This window comes from Klebsiella sp. GFKo11 (assembly GCF_056490265.1).
Genome location: NZ_CM151369.1, coordinates 762,926 through 779,134, shown reverse-complemented (window position 1 = coordinate 779,134; position 16,209 = coordinate 762,926). Strand labels below are relative to the sequence as shown.

The 16,209-nt window shown below is 57.3% G+C and carries 13 protein-coding genes; 5 read left to right on the top strand and 8 right to left on the bottom strand.

Annotated elements, in window-relative coordinates; all coding sequences use genetic code 11:
- Window positions 1–104 precede the first annotated feature (104 nt).
- Window positions 105–1,163 (top strand): protein YgjJ, encoded by a 1,059-nt coding sequence (gene ygjJ / locus AC07P6_RS03760; RefSeq protein WP_478315673.1) that lies wholly within the window; start codon window positions 105–107, stop codon window positions 1,161–1,163.
- A 17-nt stretch (window positions 1,164–1,180) separates the two neighbouring features.
- Window positions 1,181–3,532 carry an alpha-glucosidase gene (gene ygjK, locus AC07P6_RS03755; protein ID WP_478315672.1) on the top strand — a complete coding sequence of 784 codons (2,352 nt, stop codon included), beginning with the start codon at window positions 1,181–1,183 and terminating at the stop codon, window positions 3,530–3,532.
- A 161-nt stretch (window positions 3,533–3,693) separates the two neighbouring features.
- Here ygjK and AC07P6_RS03750 read toward each other — a convergent pair whose 3' ends face one another.
- The 6 genes from AC07P6_RS03750 to lsrA form a co-directional block, all read right to left on the bottom strand.
- Window positions 3,694–4,656 carry an IS110 family RNA-guided transposase gene (locus tag AC07P6_RS03750; RefSeq protein ID WP_304255689.1) on the bottom strand — a complete coding sequence of 321 codons (963 nt, stop codon included), beginning with the start codon at window positions 4,654–4,656 and terminating at the stop codon, window positions 3,694–3,696.
- A 251-nt stretch (window positions 4,657–4,907) separates the two neighbouring features.
- Window positions 4,908–5,204 (bottom strand): (4S)-4-hydroxy-5-phosphonooxypentane-2,3-dione isomerase, encoded by a 297-nt coding sequence (lsrG, locus tag AC07P6_RS03745; protein WP_182235009.1) that lies wholly within the window; start codon window positions 5,202–5,204, stop codon window positions 4,908–4,910.
- The gene (gene lsrF / locus AC07P6_RS03740; protein WP_478315671.1) at window positions 5,201–6,088 is read right to left on the bottom strand and encodes a 3-hydroxy-5-phosphonooxypentane-2,4-dione thiolase; all 888 of its coding nucleotides are present in this window, start codon (window positions 6,086–6,088) and stop codon (window positions 5,201–5,203) included. Before lsrF ends, lsrG begins: the two co-directional genes overlap by 4 nt.
- A gap of 11 nt (window positions 6,089–6,099) precedes the next feature.
- Window positions 6,100–7,101, bottom strand: coding sequence for an autoinducer 2 ABC transporter substrate-binding protein LsrB (gene lsrB, locus AC07P6_RS03735; RefSeq protein WP_112213646.1), 1,002 nt, complete (start codon window positions 7,099–7,101; stop codon window positions 6,100–6,102).
- Window positions 7,102–7,103: 2 nt separating this feature from the next.
- Window positions 7,104–7,913: an ABC transporter permease subunit gene (locus AC07P6_RS03730; RefSeq protein WP_478315670.1), complete on the bottom strand. Its 810-nt coding sequence runs from the start codon at window positions 7,911–7,913 to the stop codon at window positions 7,104–7,106.
- Complete coding sequence (lsrA, locus tag AC07P6_RS03725) at window positions 7,910–9,397, bottom strand: autoinducer 2 ABC transporter ATP-binding protein LsrA (protein WP_434661394.1); 1,488 nt, start codon at window positions 9,395–9,397, stop codon at window positions 7,910–7,912. The genes AC07P6_RS03730 and lsrA overlap by 4 nt, the downstream gene beginning before the upstream one ends.
- A gap of 219 nt (window positions 9,398–9,616) precedes the next feature.
- On the opposite strand from lsrA, the gene lsrR reads away from it, so the two are divergent.
- From lsrR to AC07P6_RS03710, 3 genes are all read left to right on the top strand, one after another.
- Window positions 9,617–10,588 (top strand): transcriptional regulator LsrR, encoded by a 972-nt coding sequence (gene lsrR / locus AC07P6_RS03720; RefSeq protein WP_478315669.1) that lies wholly within the window; start codon window positions 9,617–9,619, stop codon window positions 10,586–10,588.
- Window positions 10,589–10,625: 37 nt separating this feature from the next.
- Window positions 10,626–12,218 carry an autoinducer-2 kinase gene (gene lsrK / locus AC07P6_RS03715; RefSeq protein WP_478315668.1) on the top strand — a complete coding sequence of 531 codons (1,593 nt, stop codon included), beginning with the start codon at window positions 10,626–10,628 and terminating at the stop codon, window positions 12,216–12,218.
- 341 nt (window positions 12,219–12,559) lie between these two features.
- Window positions 12,560–14,581, top strand: a complete 2,022-nt coding sequence (locus AC07P6_RS03710) for an oxidoreductase (protein ID WP_478315667.1) — start codon at window positions 12,560–12,562, stop codon at window positions 14,579–14,581.
- Here AC07P6_RS03710 and AC07P6_RS03705 read toward each other — a convergent pair.
- Together AC07P6_RS03705 and AC07P6_RS03700 are read right to left on the bottom strand one after the other, a co-directional pair.
- The gene (locus tag AC07P6_RS03705) at window positions 14,578–15,366 is read right to left on the bottom strand and encodes a hypothetical protein (protein WP_478315666.1); all 789 of its coding nucleotides are present in this window, start codon (window positions 15,364–15,366) and stop codon (window positions 14,578–14,580) included. The two genes, AC07P6_RS03710 and AC07P6_RS03705, sit on opposite strands and share 4 nt — an antisense overlap.
- Before the next feature lie 6 nt (window positions 15,367–15,372).
- Window positions 15,373–16,209 carry a hypothetical protein gene (locus AC07P6_RS03700; RefSeq protein WP_478315665.1) on the bottom strand — a complete coding sequence of 279 codons (837 nt, stop codon included), beginning with the start codon at window positions 16,207–16,209 and terminating at the stop codon, window positions 15,373–15,375.

Sequence of the window (16,209 nt, the reverse complement as noted above, 5' to 3'; positions counted from 1 at the left end):
CCCCAGTCACGTACTTATGTACGCTCTTGGGGATTCGCTCTCTTGCTGCCTTCCTACAACTCGAATTATTTAGGGTATTAACTACACTACTTCTTAATAACTCTATGAAAAATAATAACCACTTTTACGGGGCGCTTGCCGCCCTGGTTTTTTGCGCCCCGACAATGGCTGCTGACGTTGCTCATCCGGCAGAACATGATGATATGAAGACGCCAGACATCAGCACCACGTCATATCGGTTTTACGGCGAGCTGGGCGTCGGCGGATATATGGATTTAGAAGGCGAGGATAAACACAAATATAGCGATGGCACCTATATTGAAGGCGGCCTGGAAATAAAGCACGGCAACTGGTTCGGCTTAATTTATGGCGAAGGCTGGACGGTGCAGGCCGATAACCAGGGGAACGCCTGGGTACCGGACCATAGCTGGGGCGGATTTGAAGGCGGTATTAACCGCTTCTATGGTGGATATAAAACCGATAACAGTACCGAGATCATGCTCAGCCTGCGCCAGGACTCATCGCTCGATGACCTGCAATGGTGGGGCGACTTCACCCCCGACCTCGGCTACGTGATCCCCAACACGCGCGACATTATGTACGCGCTCAAGGTACAAAACCTGGCGGGCGACTTTCGCTATAGCGTGACCGCCACGCCCGCCGGGCACCACGATGAAGGCAAAGCCTGGCTGCATTTCGGCAAATACGACCGTTACGACGATAAATATACCTATCCGGCGATGGTCAACGGCTACATTCAGTACGATATCGCCAAAGATGTCACCTGGATGAATGGTCTGGAAGTGACCGACGGCACCGGACAACTATTTTTAACCGGTATTCTCTCCCCCAATCTCGCCGCTCGCGCCTGGCACCACACCGGTCGTGCCAAAGGGCGGAACGTCCCCGGGACCGAAACCGGCTTTATGGCCAGCGCCATGTATGAGGCGCTCAAGGGCGTTTATCTCTCCACCGCCTACAGCTACGCCAAACATCGCCCGGACAATGCCGCTGAGGAAACCACCTCATTTATGCAGTTCGGTATCTGGTATGAATACGGCGGCGGGCGTTTTGCTACCGCCGCAGACAGCCGGTTCTACATGAAAAACGCCTCTGGCGATCCGAGCGACCAGGTTTTCCTGATGCAATATTTCTATTGGTAACAAGGGACAGACATACCATGAAAATAATCACCACTCTCACGCCGCTGGCCTGCGCGCTGCTGCTCAGTTTTTCCGCCCATGCGCTGACCGCTGATGAGTTTAAAAACGTCATCAACCGTACCGGCGCGCCACAGTCGATGCAGGATTTTGATTACGATGACCACCAGCGCTTCAACCCGTTTTTCGATCTTGGCGCATGGCATGGACACCTGCTGCCGGACGGCCCTGCCACTATGGGCGGCTTTCCAGGACCTGCGCTACTGACCGAGGAGTACATCAACTTTATGGCGACCAATTTCGATCGCCTGACGGTGTACCAGAACGATAAAAAGGTCGCCTTCACGATGCAGGCCTGGAGCCTGCCCGGCGCGCTGGTACAAAAGCTCTCAGCCCCCGGCGTGCAGGTTGAAATGACGCTGCGCTTCGCCAGCGCGCACACCTCTTTGCTGGAAACTAAAATAACCAGCAACACGCCGCTTAAGCTAGTCTGGGACGGCGAACTGCTGGAGAAACTGGCCGCGAAAGAGGGTAAACCGCTGGCGGGTAAAACCATTGATGAAGCCTTCCCGGATTATCAGCGCAGCCTGAGCGCCACTCACGATGGTCTGACGGTGAGCTTTGGCAAAGTCCGTTCCGCCTCCGATTTAATGACCTCCGGCGAATCGCAGTATCAGGTACATCGCTCCCTGCCGACGGTAACCAAAATCGACGGGCATCGTTTCACCAGCAGCACGCAGATAAATGGCTCCACGACAATCTACACCACCTACTCGCACCTGCTGACCGCCGAACAGGTGCGTCTTGAGAAGGCGCAAATCCGCGATATTCTGGCGCGCCCGGCCCACTACCTGAGCGCCTCCGAACAGCGCTGGAACGGCTATCTGCAAAAGGGGCTGACCAACCCTGACGCCACCGCAGAACAAACCCGGGTGGCGGTGAAAGCCATCGAAACCCTGAACGGCAACTGGCGCGCCCCCGGCGGTGCGGTGCAGCACAATACCGTCACGCCGTCGGTGACCGGACGCTGGTTCTCCGGTAACCAGACCTGGCCGTGGGATACCTGGAAACAGGCCTACGCTATGGCCCACTTCAACCCGGAGATCGCCAAAGAGAATATTCGCGCCGTCTTCTCCTGGCAGATCGCCGCCAATGACAAGGTGCGCCCACAGGATGCCGGGTTCGTTCCGGATCTGATCGCCTGGAACCTGAGCCCGGAGCGCGGCGGCGACGGCAGCAACTGGAACGAACGCAATACCAAGCCGAGCCTGGCCGCCTGGTCGGTGATGGAGGTCTATAACGTCACCAAAGATAAAGCCTGGCTGGAGGAGATGTATCCAAAGCTGGTGGCCTATCATGACTGGTGGCTGCGCAACCGCGACCACAACGGCAACGGCGTGCCGGAGTACGGTGCGACCCGCGATAAAGCGCATAATACTGCCAGCGGCGAGATGCTGTTTACCGTGAAAAAGGGCGATAAAGAAGAGATGCTCTCTGGCCTCAAAACCTACGAGCAAGTGACGGCGAAGGGCGATTACGACAGCCTGGAGATCCCGGCGCAGGTGGCCGCCTCCTGGGAGTCCGGGCGCGATGACGCGGCGGTGTTCGGCTTTATCGACAAAGAGCAGTTGGATAAATACATCGCCAACGGCGGGAAACGCAGCGACTGGACGGTGAAATTCGCCGAAAACCGGGATCAGAGCGGCAATCTGCTCGGCTATTCGCTGTTGCAGGAGTCGGTCGATCAGGCCAGCTATATGTACAGCGATAACCACTACCTGGCTGAGATGGCGACCCTCCTCGGCAAGCCGGAAGAGGCGAAACGCTATCAGGCGCTGGCGAAAAAGCTCGCCGACTACATCAACACCTGTATGTTCGACCCGCAGACAAAATTCTATTACGACATTCGTATTGAGGAGCAGCCGCTGGCGAACGGCTGCGCCGGTAAGCCGATCGTCGAGCGTGGCAAAGGCCCGGAGGGCTGGTCGCCGCTGTTTAACGGCGCGGCGACTCAGGCGCATGCCGACGAGGTGATTTCGGTGATGCTGGATAATAAAGAGTTCAACACCTTCGTACCGCTGGGCACCGCCGCATTAACCAATCCGGCGTTTGGCGCGGATATTTACTGGCGCGGTCGCGTGTGGGTGGATCAGTTCTGGTTTGGCCTGAAAGGGATGGAACGCTACGGCCATCGCGAAGAGGCGCTGAAGCTGGCGGACGCCTTCTTCAGGCACGCCGAAGGGTTAACCTCCGACGGCCCGATTCAGGAGAACTACAATCCGCTGACCGGCGCGCAGCAGGGAGCACCGAACTTCTCCTGGAGCGCTGCGCATTTGTATATGTTGTATAACGAGTTTTTCCGCCAGCCGTAGCGTTTTCCCCTCACCCTAACCCTCTCCCCTCAGGGGAGAGGGAACCGTTCGGCGCCGCTTTTTATCCACTGCTCTGCTTTACCCTCTCTCCCCGCACCCTATTCAACCGACGACTCCGTTTTTCTCCCTCTCCCCTGTGGGGAGAGATACCGTCTTGCCGGTTATCCGGCAAGTGGTATTTCAGCGTTAAATTCATGCCCGGATTTCACCACACCATAAGCCAGCTGCAGTAATTTCCTCATTCCTGCACACACTCGCTCTTTCCCTGTCTTACCCCGGGCTGCAAGCCTTTCCATCAGGTTTTTCACCACCTTATTGCATCTTCCTGCCACTACCGCTGGCATATACAGTGCGCTACGCAGCTCTGCATGGCCCACTTTCGACAGCCTGCTTTTCCCTTTCCACATCCCTGACTCACAACGACGAGGATTCAAACCAGCATACGCCACCAGTGCCTTGCTGTTGCTGAACCGTCGCAGATTTCCTGCGAACGCCAGCAGGCTCACACTCAGCATGTCTCCTATTCCGGGGATACTTTTCAGTAGCTCCCGGTCCCGCTTCAGGTCCGGGTTATCATCGATATGCCGGTTGATTTTATTGAGGGTTTCTTCAATCAGCTCATCCAGCATCGTAACGTGTTCATTCAGGGAAGGAACGATGACTTCATCTGCCGCCTCAAGGCGGTTCACCTCCATCTGACGCATCTCTTCCAGGTTACGCAGGTGGCGTACCAGAGCCGTCAGTTGTCGTTCGCTCAGCGGCGCAGGATGCCAGGGGGCCGGCTGATACAGAGCGCAGTAGCGCGCTATCAGCGCCGCGTCGCTTTTGTCCGTTTTATTGCGGGTCAGTTCAGTGTTTGCGAACGCATGGATACGTGCCGGGTTTTCAAGGCTGACGCAGCAGCCATTATCGGCCAGCAGGGTGGCCAGTTCAGTGCTGTAGCAACCTGTTGCCTCCATGCAGACGTGACAGTGACCAAAACGCGCCAGCCAGTTCAGAAATTCGCGGCATCCGGCTGGGGTATTGGCGAATTTTTTGGTTTTGTACTTCTGGTTTGGCAGCTGGACAGCAACGTCGAATTTGAGTTTGGCGATATCAACGCCGACAGGGACAAGATTCATCATGGTACTCCGTAACCTTATGAATATTATCGCCGGACCATCCTTATATGTGGGTGCTCAGGGCACAGGATACCGTTCGGTCTTGAGGCGACAGGGAAACAGGTTACCGGGGCATAATCTCTCCCGCGGGCTCAGGGGCTCCAGGGCTGGGTGATGCTCACCGGTAACCTCCCGATGATCAGTCGGGGATCTTCTCCGCCGGAACGGAGAAGGTCAAGACATAAGGGTCGGGGTGAGGGGACATTTCCCAGCCATCACACCGCCGGCAGCAGGCCGATAAAGCTGCGTTTCTGCCGCGGCTGCGACATCATCTCCTCCAGCTTCGCCACGCAGGCCAGATAGTGTGGAGTTTTCTTGTGCGCCAGCACCGCTTCGTCGTCTTTATAGGCTTCATAGATAAAAAAGCGCGTCTTCACCTCCGGGTCCTGCAATACGTCAAAGCGCAGATTGCCCGGCTCCAGCAACGCTCCCTCGTGGTTAGCGCGAAACACCTCAAGGAACTCGTCGACCCGTTCCGGTTTGATATTAATTTCCACCAGCGTCACGTTCATTTCAGCTCTCCCTGTTTTTCCTCCTGCCAGAACTGATACGCCTCGCGGGCGCTCAGATTCTCGTGCACCACTTTTTTCACTGCTTTGAGCATCGCGCGCGGCGCGCTGGACTGGAAGATATTGCGCCCCATATCCACGCCGGATGCGCCCTGATCTATCGCCCGCCAGCACATCTCCAGCGCTTCCAGCTCCGGCAGCTTTTTGCCCCCGGCGATCACAATGGGCACCGGGCAGCTGGCGGTTACTTTTTCAAAGCCTTCCTCAACAAAATAGGTTTTCACAAACTGCGCGCCCATCTCGGCGGCAATACGGCTGGCCAGCGAGAAGTATCGGGCGTCGCGGGTCATCTCTTTACCCACGCCCGTTACCGCCAGCACCGGCATCCCGTAGCGGTTCCCGGCATCCACCAACTTGATGATGTTATTGATCGACTGATGCTCGTGCTCGCTGCCGATATAGACCTGCGCCGCCACCGCGCAGACGTTGAGGCGCAGCGCGTCTTCCATCGCCACCGCCACGCATTCGTTAGAGAGTTCGCTCAAAATCGAGTTACCGCCTGAGGCGCGCAGCACCACCGGCTTATTCGTCGCCGCAGGCACCTGACTGCGCAGCACGCCGCGGGTACACATCAGCACGTCGGTTTCTTCAAACAGCGGCGCGATAGAGAGGTCGATACGCTCCAGCCCGGTGGTCGGCCCCTGAAAATAACCGTGATCGAACGCCAGCATCACCGTGCGGTTGCTGTGCGGATTAAAAATGCGCGCCAGCCGCGACTGCATCCCCCACTCCAGCGAACCGCAGCCCTTCAGCGTATAGAGCGTGTTCTGCTGCGGACGGTCTAAGCCGAAGTTTTTTCCCTCTTTGATATCGTCTAAATCAGCCATCTCATCCTCCATCAGAAATCGTAGTTATTGATATTCTCTTTGGTGAACACCACCCGCTCCGGCAGCAGCACGATGCCGTTGCCTTTCGCTTCATACTGGTAGCCCTGCACGCTGTTTGGCTCGACTTTCAGAGTGCCGAGATCTTTCACATCAACGCTGTCGCCAACGTTAAGATCGCCCTTTTTCAGCAGACGATCGGCGACGTTAACCGCGATCTTGCCCTGCTGCACCACGTCCCACAGGCCAAAAGCTTTGACCGTGCCGCGTTCCACATAGGGGCGCATCACATTCGGAGTACTAAAACCGACGATCGCCACGCCCTGGCGCTTAAGGTTCTCCGCCGCCTGGGCCGCCGCCGGGAGCGCGTTGGCATCCGGGGCGATAATGGCGTCGAGATCCGGATACGCTTTTAAGATCCCCTCGGCGGTTTGCAGTGATTTCGTGGCATCGTTATAGCCAAACTGGGTGGTCACCACTTCCCACTGCGGATGCTCTTTTTCGATTTTGGCTTTCGCCTCTTTTACCCACTGGTTCTGGTCGGTGACCGTTGGGCTGGAGTAGAAAAACGCCACTTTGGCGGTGGGTTTCGTCACCTGTTTTTCCGCCATCTCCACCAGCAGGCCGCCGAGCTGCTGCGGCGTGCCCTGGTTGATGTAGATGCTGCGGCACTCCGGTTTAGTGTCGGAGTCCCAGGTCAGAACCTTGACTCCGCGTTGCATCGCCCGCTTCAGCGCCGGGCACAGGCCGTCCGGCGATACGGCGGAGACGATGATCGCGTTATAGCCCTGGTTGACGAAGTTGTTGATCAGCTGCACCTGGCCAGAAACGCTCGGTTCGGTCGGGCCGTCGTAGGTAACGTCCACGCCAAGCGCTTTGCCCGCCTCTTTCGCACCGTTGCCGCCGCTGGTAAAGAAGCCGACGCCAACCAGCTTAGGAATAAAGGCGATGCGGTCTGCCGCCTGAGCGGTTGCCACGCTTAACGCCACTGCCAGCACCATCAGTTTTAATTTCATTGTTATGCTCCGATTGTTTTACGCGAGAAAAGACGCCGCCAGGTCATCCGCACCCATTCACGGTGCAGGCTCAGCGAGCGCCCCATCACCACCACAACCAACAGCGCCCCTGACAGCGCGCTCGACACCTGGTTGGGGATGCCGACCATTTGCAAACCTTGTTGTAAATAACCCACCAGCAGCGCCGCCAGCGCGGTGCCGATAATAGAGCCGGAACCGCCGTAGATATTGGCTCCCCCGAGCACCGCAGCGGTTAGCGCGGGCATCAGCAGGTCGCGGCCTAAATCCGAGCGCGCCGAGCCGAAGTAGGAAACCATCACCAGCGCGGCAATCGCCGAGGCCACGCCGACCAGGCCATACAGCACGTACGGCATGCCGTTTACGGACAGCGCCGCATAGCGCGCGGCGCGCGGATTTTGTCCGAGCAGAAAGAGATGGCGGCCAAAGCGCCCGCGATGGGCCAGCAGCCAGAAGAAAAAAGTAATCACCGCAAACAGCACCAGCGGGATCGGCAGGCCGAACAGCGTCAGGTTGGCGAAGGCGGTAAAGCTATCCGGGAATCCGCCGATGCCTTCGTAGCCGGTCGCTCCCGCCATGCCGGAGAGCAGCAGCGCGCCGCCGCCGTAGAGGTACAGAGTGCCAAGCGTAATCACCAGCGGGCTAATGCCGGTGTAGTGGATTAGCGAGCTGGCGAAGATCATTGCCAGGGTTTGCAAGCTGAAATAGGCCGGGTTGAGCGCCACCAGCCCGGCAAACAGCACCACGATGGCGAGAAAAGCGCTCAGTTCGCGATTCTTGAGTAACGTTTTCATGGCTGTCCTCCGAAGGCCAGGGTCATCATCCGGTCGACGGTGACCGCCTGCTGCGAAAGCTCGCCGCTCTGCCTGCCCTGATGCATCACCAGCACCCGATCCGCCAGACCAACAAACTCATCAAGATCGCTGGAGATCATCAGCACCGCCACGTTCTGGGCGGCCACGCTTTTCAGCAATTGATAGATGTCGGCGCGGGCGGAAACGTCCACCCCGCGCGTTGGCTCATCGACGATCAGCAGCAATGGGTTGGCCTCCAGGCAGCGCGCCAGCAGCACCTTCTGCTGGTTGCCGCCGGAGAGCGTGCGCACCGGACGATCGCCATCGGTCATTTTGATCCCCAGCGCCCGGTGATAGCGCTCAACCACCGCTGCTTCGCGCTTGTTCTGCTGCCACAGCGACGGTTGGTTAAACATCACCGTGTTCCAGCGCACCGGCGCATCAAGAAACAGCCCGGAGACCTGACGGTCTTCCGGCAGATAAACCAGCCCGCTGGCCAGCCGGTTGCGGGTGCTGTCACGGCTGATATCACGGTTTTCCAGCCACACCCGACCGGCGCGTACCGGACGCAGGCCATACAGCGTTTCGGCAAATTCGGTGCGTCCGGATCCGACTAATCCGGCGAGGCCGACGATCTCCCCGGCGTGGATCTCAAGGTTGAGATCGATAAAACCTTCCCCGGTCAGATCCTCGACCCGCAGCACCGGAAAATCCTGCGCCTGAGTGCGGCGATTGCCCGGCAGCGCCAGCCACAGCTTTTGCGTGTCGCTCAGCGTATGGTCGCGCCCAACGGGCGTCATCGCGCCGATCAGCTGGTTGTCGCCGTATTGCGCGGTTTCCCCACTCAGCACCACCGCACCATCGCGCATAACCGATACGTGGCTGGCGACCTGGCGGATCTCGGGGAGTTTGTGCGAGATAAACACGATCCCAACGCCGAGATCCTGCAAAGCGCGGATCTGGCGAAACAGCCGCTCGGTTTCCCCCGGCGTTAATGAGGCAGTCGGTTCATCGAGGATCAGGATCTGCGCATCGCGCATTAACCCACGCAGGATCTCCACCATCTGTTGATCGGCAACTTCCAGAGTGCTGGCCGCCGCATCAAGCTGAAGCTGGCAGTTGAGCTGCTGGAGCTTCTCCTGCAAGCGAGCCTCGTTATCAGCCCGCTTCGGCAGACGAAAGAGAATGTTTTCCCGCACCGTCAGGTTGGGAAAGAGCATCGGTTCCTGCGGCACCAGATACACGCCCTGCTGATGGGCCTGCGCAGGGTTGAGGCGCGCAAAAGTGCGTCCGCCGAGGATTAACTCACCGCTGTCGGGCGTTTCCACCCCGGCGATAATCTTCATCAGCGTCGATTTCCCCGCTCCGTTACCGCCCATCAGCGCGTGAACCTGGCCGGAAAACACCGTGAAATCAATGCGCTTGAGTACAGTAATGCCGGAGAACTGTTTGCAGATTTGGCGAGCTTCGAGCAGTGGCTTCATTATCACGCCCCGATTTGAACAAAAGATTTTTTAATTTAATAATGTTCAAAAGCGTAGACGGTGAACTATATTTACAACCGTGCAAAGATCACAGTTTTATGCTTTAGATCGTTTGGATAAAACCAGAGAACAACGAAAGATCGGTTTTGCCAGTCGGCTCACATTTTCCGACCACGCAATAACGAACATATGATCTAAATTTTTATAAGAGTTCACTTTATGAGCGAAAAACGCATTACGGAAGAGAGCCGCTACGCCGGGCTGGCGTTAGCCGAGGAAGAACTGGTGGCGCGGGTGGCCTGGTGTTACTACCACGATGGCTTAACGCAGAACGACATCGGCGAGCGTTTAGGACTGCCGCGGTTAAAGATCTCCCGCCTGCTGGAGAAAGGCCGCCAGTCCGGGGTGATCCGCGTACAAATTAACTCGCGCTATGAAGGCTGTCTGGCGCTGGAGACCGAACTCCAGCAGCGCTTCGGCCTGAAAATCGCCCGCGTACTGCCCGCGCTGAATACCCCGCCGATGAACACCCGGCTGGGGATTGGCGCGGCGCAATCGTTAATGGGCGTGCTCGAGCCTGGACAGCTGCTGGCAGTGGGCTTTGGCGAAGCGACCATGAGCTGCCTACAGCATCTGAGCGGGTTTATCGGCTCGCAGCAGGTACGGCTGGTGACGCTTTCCGGCGGCGTCGGCCCCTATATGACCGGCATCGGCCAGCTGGATGCGGCCTGTAGCATCAGCATGATCCCCGCTCCGCTCAGGGTGTCATCAGCCGATGTGGCGGAGATCCTGCGCCGGGAATCCAGCGTCCGCGACGTGATCCTCGCGGCCACGGCGGCAGATGTGGCAGTGGTCGGCATTGGCGCGATCGATCAGCGCCGCGACGCGACCATCCTGCGTTCCGGCTATATCAGCGAAGGCGAACAGCTGATGTACGCCCGTAAAGGCGCGGTGGGCGACATTTTAGGTTATTTCCTGCAGGCCGACGGCAAGCCGGTCGAAGGGCTGGAGATCCATCGGGAACTGCTCGGCGTGACCCTCAATGAACTGGCGCAACTGCCGACTATCGTCGGCGTTGCCGGGGGCGCAGAAAAAGCGCAGGCGATTTACGCGGCCCTGATCGGCAAGCGGATTAATGGCCTGGTAACGGAAGAGACAACAGCACGCGCGGTGCTCACGCTGGCCTCATAACGGCCCTGCGCCGCGCAACACTAGCGAGGCGCAAGTCATGAGTTACCTGTTAGCGTTAGATGCCGGAACCGGCAGCATTCGGGCGGTGATTTTCGATCTCAACGGTCGCCAGATTGCGGTCGGCCAGGCCGAATGGAAACACCTGAGCATCGACAACGTTCCCGGCTCGATGGAGTTCGATCTTACCCTCAACTGGCAGCTGGCCTGCCAGTGCATCCGCCATGCGCTGGCCGCCGCTCATCTCTCCCCGGCGGATATTCAGTCCGTGGCCTGCTGTTCAATGCGCGAAGGCATCGTGCTTTATGACCGTAACGGCGAGGCCATCTGGGCCTGCGCCAACGTTGACGCTCGCGCCAGCCGCGAGGTGGCGGAGCTCAAAGAGATCCACGACTATCGTTTCGAATCCGAGGTATACGGCGTTTCCGGGCAGACTCTGGCGCTCAGCGCCATGCCGCGCCTGCTATGGTTAGCCCATCATCGCCCGGATATCTACCGCAAAGCGGCAACCATCACCATGATCAGCGACTGGCTGGCGGCGAAGCTCTCCGGTGAGCTGGCGGTCGATCCTTCAAATGCCGGGACCACCGGTATGCTCGATCTGTTCAGCCGTGACTGGCGTCCGGCACTGCTGGATATGGCCGGGTTGCGGGCCGATATTCTCTCGCCGGTGAAAGAGACCGGTACCATGCTCGGCGCGGTGACCGATGCGGCGGCCCAACAAAGCGGTTTGCGTGCAGGTACGCCAGTGGTGATGGGCGGCGGCGACGTCCAGCTCGGCTGTCTCGGGCTGGGGGTGGTGCGCGCCGGGCAAACTGCGGTGCTCGGCGGAACCTTCTGGCAGCAGGTGGTCAATCTGCCGGAAGTACGCACCGACCCGGAGATGAATATCCGTGTTAACCCGCACGTCATACCCGGTATGGCGCAGGCGGAATCCATCAGCTTCTTTACCGGACTGACCATGCGCTGGTTCCGCGATGCCTTCTGTGCGGAAGAGAAGCTGGTTGCCGAACGGCTCGGGGTGGATGCTTATTCGTTGCTGGAAGAGATGGCCAGCCGCGTTCCAGCGGGCTCCCACGGGGTGATGCCCATTTTCTCCGATGCGATGCATTTTAAGCAGTGGTACCACGCCGCGCCGTCGTTTATTAACCTCTCCATCGACCCGGAAAAATGTAATAAAGCGACGCTATTCCGGGCGCTGGAAGAGAACGCGGCGATTGTTTCCGCCTGCAATCTGGCGCAGATTTCGCAGTTTTCCGGCGTGAAGTTTGACAGCCTGGTGTTCGCTGGCGGCGGTTCAAAAGGGGCGCTGTGGAGCCAGATACTTAGCGACGTGACCGGGCTGCCGGTGCGGGTGCCCGAGGTTCGTGAAGCGACCGCACTGGGCTGCGCGATTGCCGCCGGGGCCGGTGCCGGGTTGTACAGCGATATGGCTGCGGCGGGAGAAAAGCTGGTGAGCTGGCATCGGGTATTCACGCCAAACCCGGCGCATCGCGAGCTGTATCAGGAGATGATGGCCAAATGGCAGTCGGTGTACGCCGAGCAGCTCGGTCTGGTGGATAGCGGGTTGACGACGTCGATGTGGCAGGCGCCGGGGCTGGTGCGGCGTGCGCCTGTTGCCCCCTCACCCTAACCCTCTCCCCGCAGGGGAGAGGGGACCGTTCGGCACCGCTTTTTTATTCGTCGCACAATTCCGCCTTTCTCCTTCTCACCTCAGAAGAGGCACAATCCCGTCCTTCTCCCTCTCCCCTCAGAAGAGGCACAATCCCGCCCTTCTCCCTCTCCCCTCAGAAGAGGCACAGTTCCGCCTTTCTCCCTCTCCCATCGGGAGAGGGTCGGGGTGAGGGGAGTCTTCCTGCGCCGTTCTTTGAATCCCATCACAATCGTCGCACTCCCCTTTTCCCTTTTTGCCCGCGACGGCTAAATTAGTAACTCATCCGACCACATAACAATAATTTTACATTGGAAGCCATTATGAGCCGCTACCCGTCGCTTTTCGCCCCGCTTGAGCTGGGGTTCACAACGCTCAAAAACCGCGTGTTGATGGGCTCGATGCATACCGGCCTGGAAGAGCTCCCGGACGGCGCACAGCGGCTGGCGGCCTTTTACGCCGAGCGCGCTCGCCACGGGGTAGCGCTGATTGTCACTGGCGGCATTGCCCCCGCGCCTTCCGGCGTTACCATGGCGGGCGGCGCGGTGCTTAACGACGCCAGCCATCTGGCCCACCATCGCCATATTACCGACGCGGTACATCAGGAGGGCGGTAAAATCGCCCTGCAAATTCTGCATACCGGGCGCTATAGCTACCAACCTAAACTGGTTGCCCCTTCCGCGCTTCAGGCGCCGATCAACCCCTTCACGCCGCATGAACTGAGTCACGATGAGATCTTACAGCTGATCGATGATTTCGCCCGCTGCGCCCAGCTGGCGCGGGAAGCCGGGTACGATGGTGTCGAGGTGATGGGCTCGGAGGGTTATCTGATTAACGAGTTTCTCGCCGCGCGCACCAACCTGCGCGACGACCAATGGGGCGGCGATTATGCCCAACGTATGCGTTTTGCTGTAGAGGTCGTCAAAGCCGTTCGCGAACGCGCGGGCAGCGATTTTATTATCATCTACCGCCTGTCGATGCTCGACCTGGTGAGCGGCGGCAGTACCCTGGCAGAAGTCACCGAGCTGGCAAAAGCCATTGAGGCCGCCGGGGCAACCATTATCAATACCGGTATCGGCTGGCACGAAGCGCGTATTCCGACCATTGCCACCCCGGTGCCGCGCGGCGCGTTTAGCTGGGTCACCCGCAAGCTGAAGGGCGCGGTGTCGATCCCGCTGGTCACCACCAACCGAATTAATGACCCTGAAGTAGCGGAGGCAATCCTTGCCCGTGAAGATGCCGACATGGTGTCGATGGCTCGCCCTTTCCTCGCCGATAGCGAATTTCTCTCCAAAGCGCAGAGCGGGCGCGCGGATGAGATCAATACCTGCATCGGCTGTAATCAGGCCTGCCTGGATCAGATCTTCGCCGGAAAAGTCACCTCATGTCTGGTGAACCCGCGCGCCTGCCATGAAACCCAGATGCCAATTGTCCCGGCGGCCACATCGAAGCGACTGGCGGTGGTTGGCGCAGGCCCTGCCGGGCTGGCGTTTGCCGTAAACGCCGCCTCGCGCGGTCATCAGGTGACGCTATTTGACGGACACAAAGAGATTGGCGGCCAGTTTAATATCGCCAAACAGATCCCCGGCAAAGAGGAGTTCTACGAAACCCTACGCTATTACCAGCGAATGCTGGATCTGACCGGCGTCGTTCTGCGTCTGGAGACCCAGGTCACGGCAGACGATCTGCTGGCGTTTGATGAAATTATCCTCGCCACCGGGATCGCCCCGCGGATGCCGGATATCGCGGGCATCGATCATCCCAAGGTGCTGAGTTATCTCGACGTCCTGCGTGACAAAGCGCCGGTTGGCGAGAAAGTAGCAATTATCGGCTGCGGCGGGATCGGTTTTGATACCGCCATGTATCTCAGCCAGTCCGGTACTGCGACCAGCCAGAATATCGGCGAGTTTTGCCTCGAATGGGGGATTGATACCAGCCTGCAGACCGCTGGAGGGCTGCGCGCGGAGGGGATTCAATTGGCGAAAAGCCCACGCCAGATAGTGATGCTCCAGCGTAAAACCAGCAAACCCGGCGACGGCTTAGGGAAAACCACCGGCTGGATCCACCGCACTACCCTGCTGGCCCGCGGCGTTAAAATGATCCCCGGCGTCAGCTATCAACGAATTGATGATCAAGGCTTACATGTGACGATCGGCGGCGAATTGCAGGTCCTCAACGTCGATCAGGTCATCATCTGCGCCGGTCAGGATCCTCGCCGTGAGTTAGTTGACCCGCTACAGGCTGCGGGAAAAACGCTGCATCTGATTGGCGGCTGCGATGTGGCGATGGAGCTGGATGCCCGGCGGGCAATCGCCCAGGGCACCCGGCTGGCGCTGTCGATTTAAAAATTCATACTCTGACAATCGCGAGCGCCGTATTCAAACTCGCGTTTGTCATCCCCCTGCGAGAGGCGGTACAGCACCCGTAATCTCAGAGACTGGGGAACGGCGCGGCGACAAAAACGGGCAAAATCCTCACGCGTTTTTTTGTCCCACCCCTGCGAGCCGATATTTTTTAAATCTTGTGCATCGTAGGTAAAGACCAGCGTTTTATCCTCAAAACCCACCTGAGTTAACAAAACGTTTGTCTCCACCTGCTGAGGAAGTTTAAGCGTTTTAATTTCCTCAGTGGTTATCTGTACGTATTGTGCCCATTGTTTCTGGGCCTTGTGATTGTGGATTTTATTCGCCAGCGGCAAACCCGCGCCAAAGAAAATAACCAGCATCAGAACTGATGTTATCAATGCGGGCCTGCGTAATTTTTTACTGACGACGGTCCCTTCTTTTACCATTTGATGGTATTGCCCACATGCCACTAGTGCGAAAGTGAAGCCAGAGATAACAACAACCCATAATACGTTAAAACGCGTATAGCCCTGGCCAGAAACTATAAACAGCTGATCGAACATATAGCAAACTATCGCCATAACGGCGCAAATCCGGCTTTTTTTATAAATGCCAATACCCAGCCCTAGCCAGAGCAGGAAAAAAGTGATGGCGCGAATCGCACCACTTAAACCGGATGGAAAAATAACCATAACCACAATTATGGTCGCACAGCTCAGTAGGCATAGTCCCAGACCGATACGAACGGCGATATTGATATTTTTGGCAACGATGGCTTCACTCATCGATTCTTATCCCTTTTTAAATTGACAGTCTTTCGGCGTAAACGTCAGGTCACGCGTCTCGTATCCTTGCGCAAAGCGGACTATCATCGTTAAATCAAGCGAGGTTGCAACATCATTGGCACAGTAGCGGGAGTAGAGTTTTCTGGCATGCGCGTAGAAATTGGCTATCGATAAATCAGCTAACTTTTCATGGCTCACCTGATGCTCAACAATCAGGGTACGCTGTTCAAAATAGATATCGGTAATAGTGATGTTATTATTAATTTTCATCGGCAGCGGGATCTTACTCTTATCTTCCATCACCGATTGATAGAACGCCTGCCAGAGAATATTTCTGGTGTGCTTCTGCGCCTCTTTCATACCAAAGTAAGCAGAATGGAACAGTGCTAACACAATCACGACAAGTATTATTGTTTGCTTATAAACACGCTCACTATCATCTCTATTTTTCTTCTTATATTTATGCTGTTTCCAGCAGGCGATAATTCCGCTAGAAAGGCACAGCAACCACAAAAAAGTGGCAATAAGCCAGATAAAACTAAAACTCTGCCCTGGTGGAATCAGTTCAACAGAAAGTTTTTCGATAACGTATAACAGCAGTGCGGTAACCGCGCAGGCGTGGCTGTATTTATAAATCCCGAATGCCAACGCTCCCCATAAAATAATAAAAAAAAGATTAACCCACAAGGCGTTATCTTCACCAAAACCGAACCAACCAGCCCCCGTAATGAATATATATACAGCGCATTGTATCAGGCAGATAAAAATAGCAGGATTTCTGGCAAGGCGAATTTTCCGCGGAATAATATTGGGCTTAGTATATTCATCATCCTGATGATTCAC

Bases quoted from the DNA above. Each gene is read 5' to 3' on its own strand.
- AC07P6_RS03710 (WP_478315667.1), top strand. From the start codon at position 12,560: ATGAGCCGCTACCCGTCGCTTTTCGCCCCGCTTGAGCTGGGGTTCACA.
- AC07P6_RS03750 (WP_304255689.1), bottom strand. From the start codon at position 4,656: ATGATGAATCTTGTCCCTGTCGGCGTTGATATCGCCAAACTCAAATTC.
- AC07P6_RS03705 (WP_478315666.1), bottom strand. From the start codon at position 15,366: ATGAGTGAAGCCATCGTTGCCAAAAATATCAATATCGCCGTTCGTATC.
- ygjK (WP_478315672.1), top strand. From the start codon at position 1,181: ATGAAAATAATCACCACTCTCACGCCGCTGGCCTGCGCGCTGCTGCTC.
- AC07P6_RS03730 (WP_478315670.1), bottom strand. From the start codon at position 7,913: ATGAAAACGTTACTCAAGAATCGCGAACTGAGCGCTTTTCTCGCCATC.
- lsrA (WP_434661394.1), bottom strand. From the start codon at position 9,397: ATGAAGCCACTGCTCGAAGCTCGCCAAATCTGCAAACAGTTCTCCGGC.
- lsrG (WP_182235009.1), bottom strand. From the start codon at position 5,204: ATGAACGTGACGCTGGTGGAAATTAATATCAAACCGGAACGGGTCGAC.
- ygjJ (WP_478315673.1), top strand. From the start codon at position 105: ATGAAAAATAATAACCACTTTTACGGGGCGCTTGCCGCCCTGGTTTTT.
- lsrR (WP_478315669.1), top strand. From the start codon at position 9,617: ATGAGCGAAAAACGCATTACGGAAGAGAGCCGCTACGCCGGGCTGGCG.
- lsrB (WP_112213646.1), bottom strand. From the start codon at position 7,101: ATGAAATTAAAACTGATGGTGCTGGCAGTGGCGTTAAGCGTGGCAACC.
- lsrF (WP_478315671.1), bottom strand. From the start codon at position 6,088: ATGGCTGATTTAGACGATATCAAAGAGGGAAAAAACTTCGGCTTAGAC.
- lsrK (WP_478315668.1), top strand. From the start codon at position 10,626: ATGAGTTACCTGTTAGCGTTAGATGCCGGAACCGGCAGCATTCGGGCG.